Genomic DNA, 15,802 nt, shown 5'->3' on the forward strand with positions numbered 1-15,802 from the left:
GAAAGCGTATTCAAAGAGAGGGGAATGACCATGCTGACGATATTAGGTTTTTCTATGATGATTGTATTTACTGTTCTGATTATGTCCAAAAAGCTTTCTCCCATTGTTGCTTTGACGTTGACACCGATTTTCTTTGCTTTAATTGGAGGATTTGGAGGAAGCCTTGGAGATATGATCTTGGATGGACTGCAAACTGTTGCGAGTTCTGCAGCCTTGTTATTATTCGCTATCTTGTTTTTCGGAATCCTCATTGATGCCGGTCTATTCGATCCTCTAATCAAGAAAATACTAGTACTAGTAAAGGGTGATCCTGTAAAAATTGCGATTGGCTCAGCTGTACTGGCAATGCTGATTGCATTGGACGGTGATGGAACCACTACTTACATGATCACGGTTTCTGCAATGCTTCCTTTGTATAAACGGATTGGTATGAATCCGCTTGTTATGGCAACAGTCGCAATGCTGGCCTTGAGTATCATCAGTGGTATGACTCCTTGGGGAGGTCCTGCAACCAGAGCAATCGCGGTACTAGGGCTCGATCCTTCGGAATTCTTTGTCCCGCTTCTGCCCACTATGCTTGGAGGTATGATTTTCGTCGTCTTTACTGCTTTTATGCTCGGTCTTAAGGAACGGAAACGTATAGGAGTGACGGAAATAAAATCCGGTAACTATGAGTCAGAACCTTATATGGCTGCAGCTTTGGAAGGGGACTTACTGAAGCGGCCAAAGCTTCGCTGGATAAATTTATTCCTTGTCATAGCTATCTTGGTATTGCTAGTAATGGGAATTATGCATCCGGCAGTACTCTTCCTCATAGGTTTTGTGTTGGCTTTATCTATCAATTACCCTAATATTCAAATACAAAAAGAGCGTATTGCGGAACATGCAAGCAATGCAATCACAGTTGTTTTGCTTGTCTTTGCTGCAGGTGTTTTCGCTGGCATATTGTCCGGAACAGAAATGGTCAATGCAATTGCAGGTTCGATTGTCGCATTCGTTCCGCCGTCCATGGGTGAACTTTTCCCGGTAGTTGTAGCCATCACAAGTCTTCCATTGACCTTTGTGCTTTCAAATGATGCGTATTACTTCGGAATGGTACCTATATTCGCTGAAGCTGCATCAGCCTACGGTGTTGATCCTATTGAAATCGCCAGGGCTTCCATTTTAGGGCAGCCGGTACATCTAATGAGCCCGCTTGTAGCTTCTACGATATTGCTTGTCAGTATGTTGAAAATCGATCTTGGTGCATTTCAGCGATATGCAGTTAAATGGGCTGTGTTGACTTCATTATTCATTATTCTCGTAGCGATAGTAACAGGTGCCATTACATTCCGATGATTTCAAATTTCTGTTTGGTCATCACTGAAAAGTGGAGCAAGTACTGGCTTTAATGAAAGTTCTTATATGACAGGACAGACGATCCATATCAATGGAGGACAGTGGACTTCCTCCTAAATGAAAGAAGCACCAGCCAAAGGGCTGGTGCTTCTTTTTTTATGCGTTAACTTTCGATCTTTCTGCTGGTGCATAGGTATCCAGATAGTTGCTGCTCCAGTCATCGATATGCAGCTTCAGGATCTGGTCGATGGCAAGCAGGTTTTCCTTGCTGAGAGACAAGTCTTCAACACCTGTCACTTCATCCAGCTGATCTGGCGAATAAGCACCCCAAATGGCTACATCCACTCCGTCTTGTTCCAGTACCCAGCGCATCGCTAATTGAGCGATTGTCTTATCGCGGTTGGCTGCGAAGTTCTTCAATTGCTCGACCCCATCAAGGATTGCTTCGAATCTGCCGCTTTCGAATAGTGGGTGAGAAGAGCGGAAATCCTTCTCTGAGAATGTAGTCGATTTCGTCAGTGCCCCTGCAAGCAAGCCATGTGCCATTGGTCCCCAGGCCAAGCCGCCAATATCATGTCGTTTAGCGTAATGAAACCATTCCCATAAACCGCGCTGCAGCATGTTAAACTGATTTTGTGTGACATGTAGTGGTGCTTCTCGCTGAAAAGCTTCCATTTCCTGTGGCGTGAAATTACTGACTCCGATAGCTCGAATCTTACCCTTTTTGTATAGGTTGTGCATCACGCCAGCGAGCTCTTCCATAGGAATTTCATGGTCTGGCCAGTGCACTTGATAAAGATCCAGATAATCCGTTCCTAAACGCTTTAACGTTAAATCAAGTTCCTTTTCCACATTGTCCGGGCGCATATCCCGGAACAATTGTGTATCCTCTGTCCAACTGACGCCGGGTTTTCCGGCTAGGATTAGTTTGTCACGCGGGATACTGGATTCCTGCAATGCTTTGCCGATGAATTCCTCTGACTTCCCGAGTCCATAATCAGGTGCGGTATCGATAAAGTTGATGCCCTGGTCAAGTGCGGCATGGACAGTACGTTTGGCACTGACCTCATCTGGCTCATGCTGCCACATATAGCCACCCATGGCCCATGTTCCTAAAGCAATTTGTGTTACTTCCAAATCACTTTTTCCAAGTCTCACTTTCTTCAAGCTGCTTCATCCTTTCCTCATGTGCATGTGCTTTTGGGGATTGTGTTCCCGTCTGGTGGAAAACAAAACACATGAGAAAAGGCATTTACTTACTTCCTAAACGCCGCATTAATGAGCGGATACCGAAGTAGAGTGTACTGCCAACTGCTAAAATAATAATTAAAAGCGTAATTGTATTCCCCATTCAGGTTCTCCTTTTAAGGCATTTGAAATAAACGCAGAATGCCGCGACCGATCCAAGCGAGTAAGCGAAGAGGTAAAAACAGAAGTTCAGGTAGCCAAAGCAGAATATCCAGAATATCCCATTTGTGATTCGGATCAGCTTCCCTTTTTCGTTGTCTCCGTCGTTCCCGCAGTGCCAAAAGTCATCTCTCCTTTGGAAAAATTAGGTTATCTTCATCTTATCATAATGTACTGACAAAACTTGTGATTTTTATTACAGTCCATTGAACGCACCTTGACAAATACCTATATCCGTCACACTATAAAAGAAAGCGCTTTCCGAACAGGATCAAGCAGCAGCCTGATAAAGGGGTGTCATGCATTTTGGATACAAAGGAATTGTGCAGGACGTTAATTGTCGATGATGAAATTCTTATCCGACAAGGCATCAAATACTATTTGGATTGGGAGAAGGAAGGGTTCACAATAGTTGGGGAAGCTTCAAATGGAAAAGAAGCATTGGAACTGATTGAAACGCTGAACCCGCATATTGTTATCACGGATGTCGTCATGCCGATTATGGACGGCGAAGCTTTGACGAGGATGGTAAATGAAAAATACCCGAATATCGGACTGATCGTACTGAGCAGCTTCAGTGAATTCGATTATGTACGAAGTGCTTTTCAGAACGGAGTTATCGATTATATTCTTAAACCGAAGCTGAATGCAGAAGTGCTGCTGAAGACTTTGCGCCTTGCAGCAGGCCAGCTGGAAGGATTTCATCTTAGCAGTGAGGGAGAGCATAAGCAAACCTTAACGGAAAAATTGCGTATTCTCTATGAAGGAACTGATATCCGTATGGAAGAAGAAGATGCTGCATATTTTCCGCATAAGCATTTTCAAGTAGTAAGCTATAGACTGGAAGCAAATAAGACAACAAAGCCGCTTCATGAATATATAGATAAGGAAGCGGGAGTCCTGACGTCGATCTTACAAACTTCAGATCTGCACATATACTTGTGGAACAGCGACCATACATTCAGTGAGGGTTTATTTGGGGAATTACCGAAATCAGGTGCTGTATGCAGTACAGAAGCTTTTGCTAATCTCTCGGAACTGAAAGGAAAGCAAAAGGAACTGGAAAAAGTCGAGCGTTATCGGTTTTTCTTTCCGGGGAAGTTTTATCTGTCGGAAGACATCCTGCCGCCACTGGCTGAGGAGAGACAGTTATTCCAATTGGATCGATTTATCGAAGAGTGCAAGCGGGAAAATTTTCAGGAAGCTCTTACTTATTTAGAGGAACATATCGGACAGATGGTTCTGGATTACCAACAGGATATTGGCGAATACAAAGCTTTTCTGAATAATATTATGTTCAATCTAATGGTGCTGCTTGGTAATATGGATTACCAGACAGAAGTGCTGGAGAAGAAGAAGTATTCGTATTTCCAACAAGTCGGTCAATCAGCGGATGTTTATACAGCTAATCAGACGGTTGAATCATTTTTAAAAGAAGTAAAGCGGATTGTGGAAACAGAGGAAGGACAGGGCCATATGCGGAAACTGACGGATTATATCAAGGCGCATTATCATGAATCGTTATCTTTAACGAATATTGCGAACCATTTCCATTTTAGTCCTTCTTATTTATCCAATTATTTTTCTACCCATAGCAAAGAGGGTTTCAGCGAGTACCTTAACCGTATCCGAATTGAGGCAGCTATTTCCTTGCTCAGACAAAACGATATTCCTATTTCAAAAATCAGTGAGCAAGTCGGATTTTCAGATCACAGTTATTTTTGTCGTGTTTTCAAAAAGCAAACAGGCTATTCTCCTTCGCAATATCGGCGAAAACGGATGATGAGCTAAGGAGGGGAAGTTGATGAACTTGATCAAAGACCGTCTTCAGCCCAATGGTCTGTTTATGAAGATGTTCCTTATAACTGTTGCACTTATTATTTTAGTTGCTATTACCGTAACTCTTACGACAATCCGGATGGCTGAGCAGTTTTTCGTAGAAAAGTTCAGCATTACCAATTCACAGATCATCGATCAGATTCAGTATGATTTTGAAGAATTGAATTACAGCATTGTGATGGCGGCTACCGATATCGGTCAGAGCAGCACAATCGAGGCTTATTTATCAGAGAAAGAGCCGGATAATGAGCGTATTATGAGTCTTTACCTTGTAATGAGCCAAATTGATCATCTGCGGGAACAGCTAGGTGATCAAAATGTGGAAATAGCAATCGCTGATCAAGATGCAATCTCATACAGGACGAACTTTACGTATTGGCCTGCAGCACCAACAGATATTCGTAATCATGACATTACGGAAACGATCACCAAGGAACCGAACAAGCTGCTTTATTTTCAGGATTCAAGAGAAGCATCCGATAATTATGTCATTGCGGCGAAGGCACTGCTTGATCGGGAAACAGATCAGTCATATGGTGCGGTTTACTTTCCGATTAAAGAGGGGCAGCTGCGTTCCTTTTACACAGACTACGTAAAGCCGGGTAATGATTTTTATGTGCTCGATCAAAACGGCAAGGTGGTCTCGAGCAGTCTGACGAATGTCATCGGGCAATCGCTTCCTGAACTTAGTCAGCAGGCAAAAAACATGCAAACCGATGAAGAAACGTACCGGGAGGTCGAGTTTCAGGATACGAATCAAATTATGCTGGCAGAATATCTGCCTTATTTTGATATGTACCTAGTCAATATGGTGGACAAGCAGACCGCTGTCGGAAATCTGATTGATACAAAACAAATTGCATTATTGCTAGCTGGTGTTGTCGTTCTTGCCCTGATCATTGTTTTCCTTGTTACGAAGCGGCTGACCAACTCCCTATCGAAGCTTGTTAAAGACATTGAAGCTGTACCAAAGAAAGGACTGAAGCGGCGGCTCGTGTATGAAGGTACATACGAAACAAATCAAATTGGCCTTGCTTTCAACAGCATGATGGATGAACTGCAAGTATATGTAGAGAAACTCATCGAAGCCCAAAAACAGCAGCGTCATGCGGAGCTGGCTGCATTGCAGCAGCAGATCAATCCCCACTTCCTTTATAATACGATGGCTTCCATCAAGTTCTTGGTCATGATGGGGGAAAGGGAAGAAGCTGAAAAAACGATTGATGCGTTCATCACGCTTTTGCAAAATACAATCGGCAATGTTGATGAGTCGGTTACCGTAGAGCTGGAACTGCAGAATTTAAAAAACTATGTGCTAATCAATCAGAAACGGTACGGGGATAGGATTCAGGTACAGTTCATGGTGTCACCGGATTGTTTGGACTATCTTATTCCAAAGCTGATATTGCAGCCTTTTATCGAAAACTCATTTTTCCATGCTTTCAATAAAACAGCTGAAGGCACTATTTCAGTGCTTGTATGGAAGGAAGCAGACGACCTTGTATGTGAAGTAGCAGATGATGGCGATGGAATGGCAGCATGTGCATATTTGCCTAATACAAACCGCAATCGACAGCTGTTTTCCGGTATCGGTGTCAAAAATGTACATGAACGAATCCAGCTTCTGTATGGAACAGAATATGGTGTGTCCATCACGAGTGAGACAGGACAGGGTACGAAAGTAAAATTAAGGCTGCCTGCAGTAAAAGAAGAAGAAAGAGACGTAATATGATGCAGCTGCTTGGCAGTCAGCATGGATGGAGTTAAACATATTTCAACTGTCGTACTGAAGAGGCGGTATCGGAGTAAAGTAAATTGCGGTAGAAAATACAAGTAACAAAAAATAATCCTAATATCCATTATGTAAGCGTTATCAATATAGAGATTTAATCCAAGTATGACTCAATAAATTCCTAACAGAAGATAGTAGACGCATGCTAAGATTGAATCATAAAGACAGCGCTTACAAAAAAAGAGGGGGTATAATTTGATGAAAAAGTTTTTAGCACTTTTATTTGTTAGTTTGCTCGTTCTGTCTGCGTGTTCTTCGGGTTCCGGCTCGGAAGCGGATGCAGATACGAACGATATCAAAGTCTGGGCATGGGACCCGAACTTCAATATAAAAGCAGCTGAGCTTGCGAAGACAGCTTATCAAAAGGAAAACAGTGAGCTTAATATTGAAGTTATCGAGTATGCACAGGACGACATCATCCAAAAGCTCAATACTAGTCTCAGCTCTGGGACAACGAAAGGCCTACCGAACATCGTTTTGATTGAGGACTATCGTGCGCAAAGCTTCTTGCAGTCTTATCCGGATATGTTTTACGCGGTTGACGATGCAATCTCGATCGATGAATTTGCAAAGTACAAACAGCCGCCGACTAGCTTTGAAGGCAAGCAATATGGGGTCCCCTTCGATTCAGGTGTAGCTGGTTTGTATGTACGAACTGATTACCTGGAAGAAGCAGGATACAGCATCGATGACCTGCAGGACGCTGATTGGGAGAAAGTAATTGAAATCGGTAAAGCAGTGAAAGATGCTACAGGCAAGCAAATGATCACGCAGGATCCAAAAGATCTAGGTCTGTTGCGTATGATGATCCAGACAAGTGGTGCATGGTATTTGGAGGAAGATGGAGTAACTCCGAATATAGCTAATAATGATGCGCTGAAAGAAGCATTCCGTCTGTATAAGGAAATGATCGATGCAGACTTGGTGAAACCTCATGCAGACTGGAGCCAGTACATTGCCACAATCAATAATGGAGACATTTCCATGCTGCCAAGTGGTAACTGGATCACTCCTTCTGTTAAAGCGGAAGCATCTCAGTCAGGTAAGTGGGCAGTAGCACCATTCCCGAAACTTCCTGGCATGGAATCAGTGAATGCATCCAACTTAGGCGGGAGCTCCTGGTATGTATTGAACATCCCTGGTAAAGAAAAAGCAGCTGAATTCTTAGGCCAGACATTCGGTGCCGACGGTGATTTCCATCAGCAGTTCGTTGAAGAAGTAGGCGGTGTCGGAACCTATCAGCCTGCAGCTGAAGGAGAAGCTTATCAAGCAGAAGATGAATTCTTTGGCGGTCAGAAGATAATGTCTGATTTCGCAGCTTGGACAGAAGAAATTCCACAGGTCAATTACGGTCTTCATACGTATGTGATCGAGGATATCCTTGCGAATGAAATCCAGAAATATTTGCAGGGCGAAGATTTAGATACGGTTATGGAAAACGCACAATCGCTGGCAGAACAGCAAGCGAAGTAAACCAAGTGCCCTGGGACGCCGCGAACAAAAGCTGCCTCCCGGGGCTTCTTTCGAAAGGAGCCCACATTCATGAATATTCCTGAAAAACTAGGACCGGAAAAACTTGCAGAAAAACCAGCACCTCGTCCAGCACGATCCCTCAGGCTGAAAAATACATTGGTCGGCTGGTCATTTGTTGCGATAGCTTCACTTTTAATTGGAATATTTTATTTCTTCCCGATGGTGCAGGCATTGATAATGTCGTTCCAGTCTGGCAGCGGTGTGAATCTGTCATTTGTCGGATTTGAGAACTATATCCGTCTATTTCAGGACCCTGTATTCCTGACTACGGTTAAGAATACGGTCATCTATTTGATCATTCAAGTACCAGTCATGATTTTGTTAGCATTATTCCTGTCTGTTGTACTGAACAATAAGACACTGAAATGGAAGGGATTCTTCCGAACAGCCATTTTCCTTCCATGTGTAACATCACTTGTTGCTTACTCAGTTGTGTTTAAATACCTGTTTGCACCAGACGGTATCGTGAACATGGCCTTGCTGAAGATCAATCTGGTTTCTGAGCCAATTCAGTGGTTGACAGACCCGTTTTGGGCGAAAATCACCATCATCCTGGCAATCACATGGAGATGGACTGGTTACAATATGATCTTTTATTTGTCTGCTCTTCAAAACGTGGATCGATCCATCTATGAAGCTGCAAAAATCGATGGTGCTTCTGCTATCCAGCAGTTCTTCAAGATTACGATTCCAATGCTGAAGCCGATCATTCTATTCACATCCATCACATCGACAATCGGGACATTGCAATTGTTCGATGAGGTAATGAACATTACAGCTGGGGGACCAGGAAATGCCACCATGACCATTTCCCAATATATTTATAACTTGTCCTTCAAGTACACGCCTGACTTTGGCTATGCTGCAACTGTTTCCTATGCCATCGTAATCTTGATTGTTATCTTCTCGATCATCCAATTCAAAGCGGCAGGTGATAAGAAATGAGACTATCCAACAAAGTAATCGGTTATCTTTTCCTCAGCATCTGTGCGATCATTTCCATCTTCCCGTTTTACTGGATGGTTGTCAGCATGACAAACACGTCTACTGATGTTACGAGAGGGAAATTACTGCCCGGTGGACATTTTATTGAGAACTTCAAGAATCTGCTTCAAACAGTAGATTTAGTTCCAGCGTTGACGAACTCAGCAATTATTGCAGTCGCTACAACAGTCCTTAGCTTGCTGATAGCTTCTTTGGCGGGATATGGATTTGAGATTTATCGCAGCAAAGCAAAAGATGTCGTATTCAATATCTTACTATTGTCGATGATGATTCCATTTGCGGCCTTGATGGTGCCTTTGTTCCGTATGTTCGGCAGTATCACACCAATCTTTCCGTTTCTCGGAATTGATACACTAACTGCTGTAGTTCTGCCGAGTATTACGACAGCATTCCTTATCTTTTTCTTCCGTCAGAGTACAAAAATGTTTCCTAAAGAAATTTTGGAAGCAGGCCGGATCGATGGCTTGAAGGAGATTGGTATCTTTTTCCGAATTTATGTACCAACGATGAAGACAACATACGCCGCTGCAGCCATCATTACATTCATGGCCAGCTGGAATAACTATCTCTGGCCGCTAGTCGTCTTACAGTCACCAGATAAACAGACGATTCCATTGCTTATTTCGAATCTAGGTTCCAGCTACTCGCCTGATTACGGCATGATCATGATGGCAATCGTTATTGCGACATTGCCGACAGCGATTATCTTCTTCTTCATGCAGAAGCATTTCGTAGCTGGAATGATGGGTTCCGTGAAGTAACAGAAAGAGAGGGAGGAAGTAAATATGACAATCAATACAAATGTAATTCCAAGTTTGGATTGGCTTTCGGATACAAGTGTGTTCGCGGTGAATCGTGTGCCAGCTCATTCTGATCATGTGTATTTTGAGACTTTGGAACAGGCCAAGGCAAAGAAGGAAATGCCTTGGCGCCACAGTCTAAATGGAAAATGGAAGTTCCATTACGCACAGAATCCTGCTGTTCGTCCTGCGGATTTTTACAGTGCAGCATACGACAATAGTCGTTGGGATTCCATTACTGTCCCAGCTCATATCCAACTGGAAGGGTACGGGACACCGCAATATGTGAATACGATGTATCCATGGGATGGAATACATGATATCCGGCCTCCTCAGGTGCCGATGGAGGATAATGCCGTCGGCAGCTATGTGAAACATTTTACTGTACCAAAGCATATGGAAGACATGCCGTTATATATCTCTTTCCAGGGTGTAGAGTCGGCATTCTACGTTTGGCTGAATGGTCAATTTGTCGGTTACAGCGAGGACAGTTTTACCCCAGCAGCATTCGATCTGACAGCATATCTCCAGCCAGGTGAGAACAAATTGGCGGTAGAGGTGTATCAGCGCAGCACAGGCAGCTGGCTGGAGGACCAGGATTTCTGGCGCTTCTCGGGTATTTTCCGAGATGTGTATCTATACACGACACCAGAGCTGCATGTTTTTGATTTGTCTGTACAAGCACGATTGGATGAAACATATTCAAAAGGATCGCTAAAGGCAGCAATGCTATTCCAAGAGGATATACCAGCGGCTGCAAAAATAACAGGCAGCCTTTATGACAAGCATGGAAGCTTAGTACAGGAAGCTGAAGGATTATTCCATGAAAAAACAGCTGTCGTTTCATTTCATGTAGATTCACCGCAACTATGGAGTGCGGAAAATCCTAATCTATATTCTCTTTATCTGCAAGTTTACAATGAGGAAGGACTGCTTGTCGAAGTCATTCCGCAGACCGTCGGCTTCCGCCGTTTCGAGATGATAGACAAAGTGATGTGCCTAAACGGTAAGCGGGTTGTTTTCAAAGGTGTCAATAGACATGAGTTCAATGCGAGATCAGGAAGGGTCGTTACCGAAGAAGATATGCTGTGGGATATTAGAACGATGAAGCAGCATAATATCAATGCAGTCCGGACTTCTCATTACCCGAACCAGACTCGGTGGTATGAGCTATGTGATGAGTATGGTTTGTATGTTATCGATGAGATGAACCTGGAATCGCACGGTTCCTGGCAGAAGCTTGGACAAGTGGAGCCATCCTGGAACGTACCGGGCAATTTGCCTGAATGGCAGGATATCGTAATGGACCGGGCAGTATCCATGCTGGAACGGGATAAAAACCACCCGTCCATTCTGATCTGGTCCTGTGGTAATGAATCGTACGCTGGCGAAGTCATCGTCAATGTTGCGAATTACTTCCGTGAAAAGGACCCGAGCAGACTTGTCCATTATGAGGGCGTGTTCCACGCACGGGAATACGATGAAGCAAGTGATATGGAAAGCCGGATGTATGCCAAAGTGGAAGACATTATAGAGTATTTGGAAAGTGAACCGGAGAAACCATTTATCAGCTGTGAATATTCCCATGCGATGAACAACTCGTTGGGCGGCATGTACAAATATACTGATTTGGAAAATGCCTATCCAATGTACCAAGGCGGTTTTATCTGGGATTACATGGACCAGGCACTTCTGAAAAAGAATCGTTACGGTCAGGAATTCCTGGCATATGGCGGCGATTTCCAGGATCGGCCGACTGATTATATTTTCTGTACAGATGGCATCGTTTTTGCCGATCGTAAACTTTCTCCGAAAATGCAGGAAGTGAAATATCTTTATCAGAATATCAAATTGGATATAGATGATAAAAAAATTGTAGTGCGCAATGAAAATCTCTTTGCCGATACAAGTGCCTATGAATTGGTCTTGGCAGTGCGTAGAGAAGGAGAAAGCTGTTATGAACGAAGCATTGAACAAGATGTTTCAGCTGGTCAGCAAGCAGAATATGAGATGGATATTCCAGCAAGTGTTATAGCAGAACCAGGAACATACACAATCGATGCCAGCATGAGATTGCGTGAAGCAGCATTATGGGCGGATGCGGGATTTGAAATCGCATTCGGACAATATGTTTGGGAGAGAAAAGCAGAGATTCCTAAAGCTTCTGGTACGCTCCGTGTTGTCGAAGGAGATGTAAATATCGGCGTATATGGCAATGATTTCAGTGTTCAATTCTCAAAAGCAGCAGGCAGTTTGACGTCGCTTCGTTATGACGGAGAGGAACTGATTGAGACACCTCCTCATCCGACATTCTGGCGGGCAAGCACGGATAATGACAACGGCTATCAGCATAGCTATACAGCAGGGGTCTGGCTGGCAGCCAGTGTTGCGAGGAAATGTACGGATGTGGCTTTGGATATAGGGACTGAGCAAGTGGATGTGACATTTACCTATGCATTTTCAATAGCACAAAAGCTGCAAGTCCAAACAATCTATTCCGTGTTCCCGGATGGTTGTATCCGTGTGAAAGCAGTGTACCAAGGGGCAGAAGGATTACCAGATCTGCCGACATTTGCTCTTTCTTTCCGGACTTCTGCAGATTATAGCAATTTGGAATGGTTTGCCCAGGGGCCAGAAGAGAACTACGCGGACAGAAGTCATGGAGCGAGGCTCAGCCGGTTCCGGAATACGGTTCAAACAAACGGTACAGCTTACGTACGACCGCAGGAATCTGGCACAAGGACGGGAGTTCGCTGGCTGAGGCTTACCAGTGAAAAGGGAAGCGGGATTGAACTTCAATCTGATGATAAGCCGATTACATGCAATGCATCTCCGCATACTGCCCTGGAGATTGAGCAAGCCGGTCATGCTTATGAATTGCCGCCAGTACATTATACTGTGCTGACTGTTTCTGGCAAGCAGATGGGTGTGGGGGGCGATGATAGCTGGGGAGCACCGGTGCACCCGGAGCATAGGCTATCATCTGATGGAGATCACAGCTTCACTTTTACTATCAAAAGGGTATAAAGAACCCCCCCCTCTGCTTAGGCAGAGGGGGGGTTCTTATTATACGAAGCTTGCTTCTTCATATTGCAGCAATGTCTTCGTCATGACAGGTGCTTGATCTTTGTCTTTATTTTCTTTGCGCATTGCACGGTGCTCTGCTACATGTGATTCTCGGGAGATCCAGGCTACGAAATCAGCTTTTTGATCCCACTTGGTAACAATAGCATAAGCGACTGTATCACTTTTTTTCGTATCTTTGTTCCAGCATTCGGCTGAATGCAAGCCAGCCACATCAGTCAGTTCTTCCATCGTATGCTTTACTTTATTTATAATTTTATCTTGGGCGTCGAGTGCACCTTCGAAAATAACTTGATTGACAAACATAGGATTGCCTCCTCATAAATCTCGTTCTCCTTTAAAGCTACCAGAAAGCTGGGGAACAGTCAATGAGAATGATTATCAGTGTTGAAGGGGAAGTTGTAGAATATAAACTGTCTGTCATACTTTTACAACGTGAGGATGTCCTGTCATATATATATATATATATATAAACTGAATTTTTCGATATAAGGAGCGCGGTATGCTTAAGTCTGACTTCGTTAATCTGATTTAGAAATTATAAGCATGTTGGCATTATATCTCAGTGTAACCTATACCATTTTTGACGATATTAGACAGGATGCGTTTATGCTTATATTATTCATCATTATGTCTATTGTGTTGATCAAATCTATCGTCATGAGAATAGTGAAATTCATTTAGAGCAATCAAAAAGCTGACTGATGTATCAAATGAAATACGTCATGAAATAAAAAACTGGCTGTCGGTATTAACGCGACAGCCAGTTTTATCAATAAACTTTATCGCCATTAAAGATGCTGTTTTTAACAACAACATAATCAACGTTGCGGATTGCTTCTAATTTTGTACCGCCAGCATAAGAGATGGAAGACTGAAGGTCTTGTTCCATTTCTGTCAAAGTATCTTGAAGTGAACCTTTGTGCTCAACGAACATTTTCTTGCCTTCGACATTACGTTTTTCGCCTTTTTGGAACTCAGATGCAGAACCGAAGTATTCTTTGTACAGCTTGCCATCTTTTTCTACCGTGTCGCCAGGTGATTCTTCATGACCAGCGAACAAGGAGCCGATCATGACCATAGATGCTCCGAAGCGAACTGATTTGGCGATGTCGCCATGAGTGCGGATACCGCCATCAGCGATGATTGGCTTGCTTGCTGCTTTCGCGCACCAGCGCAGTGCTGCCAGCTGCCAGCCTCCAGTTCCAAAGCCAGTTTTGATCTTTGTAATACAAACCTTACCTGGACCGATGCCTACTTTCGTTGCATCAGCTCCAGCATTCTCAAGCTCCCGGACTGCTTCTGGTGTACCGACGTTTCCAGCAATGACAAAGCTTTCCGGCAAATGCTTCTTGATGTGCTGAATCATGCGGATAACAGCATTGGAATGACCGTGAGCGATATCAATCGTAATAAATTCAGGTACCAAAGCTTTGCTTGCCAGTCCTTCTATGAAACCATATTCGTCTTCTTTTACTCCTACACTAATGGATGCGATCAGATTATTTTCCTGCATTTTCTTGATAAAGGCTTCTCTTGTTTCAGGTTCGAAACGATGCATCACATAGAAGTAATTATTTTCAGCCAAATAAGTGGCGATGTTTTCGTCAATGATCGTCTGCATATTTGCCGGTACGACTGGCAGACGGAATGTATGGTTTCCAAGTGTAGCAGTCGTATCGCATTCTGAACGGCTGTCTACTACGCATTTTGCGGGAATTAATTGAATATCTTCGTAATCAAATACATTTTCCATGTTTATACCCCTCTAAAGACGAATTATTTTTGGTGGTGTCTTTTATTTCGTTCGCCCTTTGGTACTATACAATAATTCAGAAAACAAAGCAAAGGTTTTATTCAAAAAATAAAAATATAATGAAATGGGGTAGAATAAGAGGGGAGGGATAGTAAAGTGAAATTGCGAATGAAGATGATCTATCGTACACCTAAAGGAACAGAAGCGGAATTCTTATCAGATTATTTGCTGCCAGGTGCTGCGCTTTTACTGATGGAAGATATGCAGCAGAGCGGAAGAGTACCGCAGTTAGAGCTTCTGGATCAATATGAGACAGAATGGACCATAAAGGAATTGCGCAGCTACATGAAGGAACTGGAAACAGAACCGCATAATGTCCGCGTGTATGTGGATGGAGGTTTTGATAAGGAAACAGGCAGAGGCGGCCTGGGATGTGTTGTTCATTACGACCAAAATCAAAAGGAGTACCGTCTTCGGCGTAACCAGGAGATGGAGCAGCTTATCTCAAATAATGAAGCGGAATATGCAGCTCTGCATTTTGCGATAGGAGTTTTGTCGGAAATAGGAGTGAAAGATCAGGAAATAGAGGTATACACAGATTCCCGAACCGTCGTCAATCAGATGTCGGAAGAGTGGCCAGTTTATGAGAAAGAACTGAAATACTGGGCAGATAAAGTGGATGATGTCGTGAAGAGAATTGGGTTAACGGTGCAATATGCCCATGTGGATAGAAATCAAAACAAAGAAGCAGATCAGCTTGCAAGCCAAGCTTTGAAAAGTATCCAAATCGACAGCACGATACAAAAATAACCGCCCAAGCTAGGCTTGAGCGGTCATTTTTATTTGGAAGTCTGTTGATCAAGAGCTTCAATCAAGCTAGTCTTGGTAGAACCAGATGCTGCTTCCACTAATGCTTGGAAACGTTCTGTCAGCAATTCCTTGTTTTTATACTCCTGCGGATGGTTCTGATTGTAATAGAAACGGAAGATAGCTTCCTCAGAGAAATGCTGTTTTCCGATCTTAATCATGAATCCTACTGGAAGCTTATCATAAGCATATGCTGCTTTTGTCTCGACTAGCGGCGTTTCCGCTACAGCTGTTTGGTGTTCAGTTGCCAGCTGTTGAATTGCCTGCTTGATGAATTTCTTGCGGGCACGCTTCTTCTTAGAACGCATGTTCATCTCAGCAAGAACTTTATCCAGACTTTCGGTTTTCGTAAGTACTGTCACGACTAAAAACTCCTCTATT

13 protein-coding genes are annotated in these 15,802 nt (G+C 43.4%); 8 read left to right on the top strand and 5 right to left on the bottom strand.

Translation table 11 applies throughout. The annotated features are described in order from the left end of the window. Positions 1-24 precede the first annotated feature (24 nt). Entirely contained in the window at positions 25-1,338 is a 1,314-nt protein-coding gene (locus ACH6C1_RS12955; protein ID WP_483887689.1) for a CitMHS family transporter, read from the top strand. 156 nt (positions 1,339-1,494) lie between these two features. On the opposite strand, the gene ACH6C1_RS12960 is transcribed toward ACH6C1_RS12955, so the two are convergent. Both ACH6C1_RS12960 and ACH6C1_RS12965 read right to left on the bottom strand, forming a co-directional pair. Continuing rightward, complete coding sequence (locus ACH6C1_RS12960; protein WP_374077830.1) at positions 1,495-2,496, bottom strand: aldo/keto reductase; 1,002 nt, start codon at positions 2,494-2,496, stop codon at positions 1,495-1,497. Between the two features lie 206 nt (positions 2,497-2,702). Then, positions 2,703-2,867: a hypothetical protein gene (locus ACH6C1_RS12965; RefSeq protein WP_374077631.1), complete on the bottom strand. Its 165-nt coding sequence runs from the start codon at positions 2,865-2,867 to the stop codon at positions 2,703-2,705. A 184-nt stretch (positions 2,868-3,051) separates the two neighbouring features. On the opposite strand from ACH6C1_RS12965, the gene ACH6C1_RS12970 reads away from it, so the two are divergent. The 6 genes from ACH6C1_RS12970 to lacZ all read left to right on the top strand — a co-directional run bounded on the left by ACH6C1_RS12970 (position 3,052) and on the right by lacZ (position 12,741). After that, the gene (locus tag ACH6C1_RS12970) at positions 3,052-4,536 is read left to right on the top strand and encodes a response regulator transcription factor (RefSeq protein ID WP_374077633.1); all 1,485 of its coding nucleotides are present in this window, start codon (positions 3,052-3,054) and stop codon (positions 4,534-4,536) included. Between the two features lie 13 nt (positions 4,537-4,549). Beyond that, positions 4,550-6,316, top strand: a complete 1,767-nt coding sequence (locus tag ACH6C1_RS12975; RefSeq protein ID WP_374077636.1) for a sensor histidine kinase — start codon at positions 4,550-4,552, stop codon at positions 6,314-6,316. Positions 6,317-6,574: 258 nt separating this feature from the next. Next, positions 6,575-7,849, top strand: coding sequence for an ABC transporter substrate-binding protein (locus ACH6C1_RS12980; protein WP_374077638.1), 1,275 nt, complete (start codon positions 6,575-6,577; stop codon positions 7,847-7,849). A gap of 69 nt (positions 7,850-7,918) precedes the next feature. Beyond that, on the top strand, positions 7,919-8,854 hold the full coding sequence (locus ACH6C1_RS12985) for a carbohydrate ABC transporter permease (protein ID WP_374077640.1): 936 nt from the start codon (positions 7,919-7,921) through the stop codon (positions 8,852-8,854). Continuing rightward, positions 8,851-9,675 carry a carbohydrate ABC transporter permease gene (locus tag ACH6C1_RS12990; RefSeq protein WP_366249379.1) on the top strand — a complete coding sequence of 275 codons (825 nt, stop codon included), beginning with the start codon at positions 8,851-8,853 and terminating at the stop codon, positions 9,673-9,675. The genes ACH6C1_RS12985 and ACH6C1_RS12990 overlap by 4 nt, the downstream gene beginning before the upstream one ends. A gap of 24 nt (positions 9,676-9,699) precedes the next feature. Continuing rightward, a complete protein-coding gene (gene lacZ, locus ACH6C1_RS12995; RefSeq protein ID WP_374077642.1) occupies positions 9,700-12,741 on the top strand; it encodes a beta-galactosidase, LacZ type in 3,042 nt (1,013 codons plus the stop codon). A gap of 39 nt (positions 12,742-12,780) precedes the next feature. Here lacZ and ACH6C1_RS13000 read toward each other — a convergent pair whose 3' ends face one another. Beyond that, entirely contained in the window at positions 12,781-13,104 is a 324-nt protein-coding gene (locus ACH6C1_RS13000; protein ID WP_374077644.1) for an antibiotic biosynthesis monooxygenase, read from the bottom strand. Between the two features lie 466 nt (positions 13,105-13,570). Beyond that, a complete protein-coding gene (gene guaC / locus ACH6C1_RS13005; protein WP_095222877.1) occupies positions 13,571-14,554 on the bottom strand; it encodes a GMP reductase in 984 nt (327 codons plus the stop codon). A 156-nt stretch (positions 14,555-14,710) separates the two neighbouring features. On the opposite strand from guaC, the gene ACH6C1_RS13010 reads away from it, so the two are divergent. Continuing rightward, positions 14,711-15,364 (top strand): reverse transcriptase-like protein, encoded by a 654-nt coding sequence (locus ACH6C1_RS13010; protein WP_374077646.1) that lies wholly within the window; start codon positions 14,711-14,713, stop codon positions 15,362-15,364. 29 nt (positions 15,365-15,393) lie between these two features. Here the strand turns inward: ACH6C1_RS13010 and ACH6C1_RS13015 are convergent, their stop codons facing one another. Further along, positions 15,394-15,783, bottom strand: a complete 390-nt coding sequence (locus ACH6C1_RS13015) for a hypothetical protein (protein ID WP_374077648.1) — start codon at positions 15,781-15,783, stop codon at positions 15,394-15,396. Positions 15,784-15,802 lie beyond the last annotated feature (19 nt).

The organism is Terribacillus sp. JSM ZJ617 (assembly GCF_044383785.1).
Lineage (GTDB): Bacteria > Bacillota > Bacilli > Bacillales > Amphibacillaceae > Terribacillus.

Coding starts and splice junctions, on each gene's coding strand:
- ACH6C1_RS12985 (WP_374077640.1), top strand. CDS start 7,919: ATGAATATTCCTGAAAAACTAGGACCGGAAAAACTTGCAGAAAAACCA.
- ACH6C1_RS12975 (WP_374077636.1), top strand. CDS start 4,550: ATGAACTTGATCAAAGACCGTCTTCAGCCCAATGGTCTGTTTATGAAG.
- ACH6C1_RS12990 (WP_366249379.1), top strand. CDS start 8,851: ATGAGACTATCCAACAAAGTAATCGGTTATCTTTTCCTCAGCATCTGT.
- ACH6C1_RS12980 (WP_374077638.1), top strand. CDS start 6,575: ATGAAAAAGTTTTTAGCACTTTTATTTGTTAGTTTGCTCGTTCTGTCT.
- guaC (WP_095222877.1), bottom strand. CDS start 14,554: ATGGAAAATGTATTTGATTACGAAGATATTCAATTAATTCCCGCAAAA.
- ACH6C1_RS13000 (WP_374077644.1), bottom strand. CDS start 13,104: ATGTTTGTCAATCAAGTTATTTTCGAAGGTGCACTCGACGCCCAAGAT.
- ACH6C1_RS12955 (WP_483887689.1), top strand. CDS start 25: ATGACCATGCTGACGATATTAGGTTTTTCTATGATGATTGTATTTACT.
- lacZ (WP_374077642.1), top strand. CDS start 9,700: ATGACAATCAATACAAATGTAATTCCAAGTTTGGATTGGCTTTCGGAT.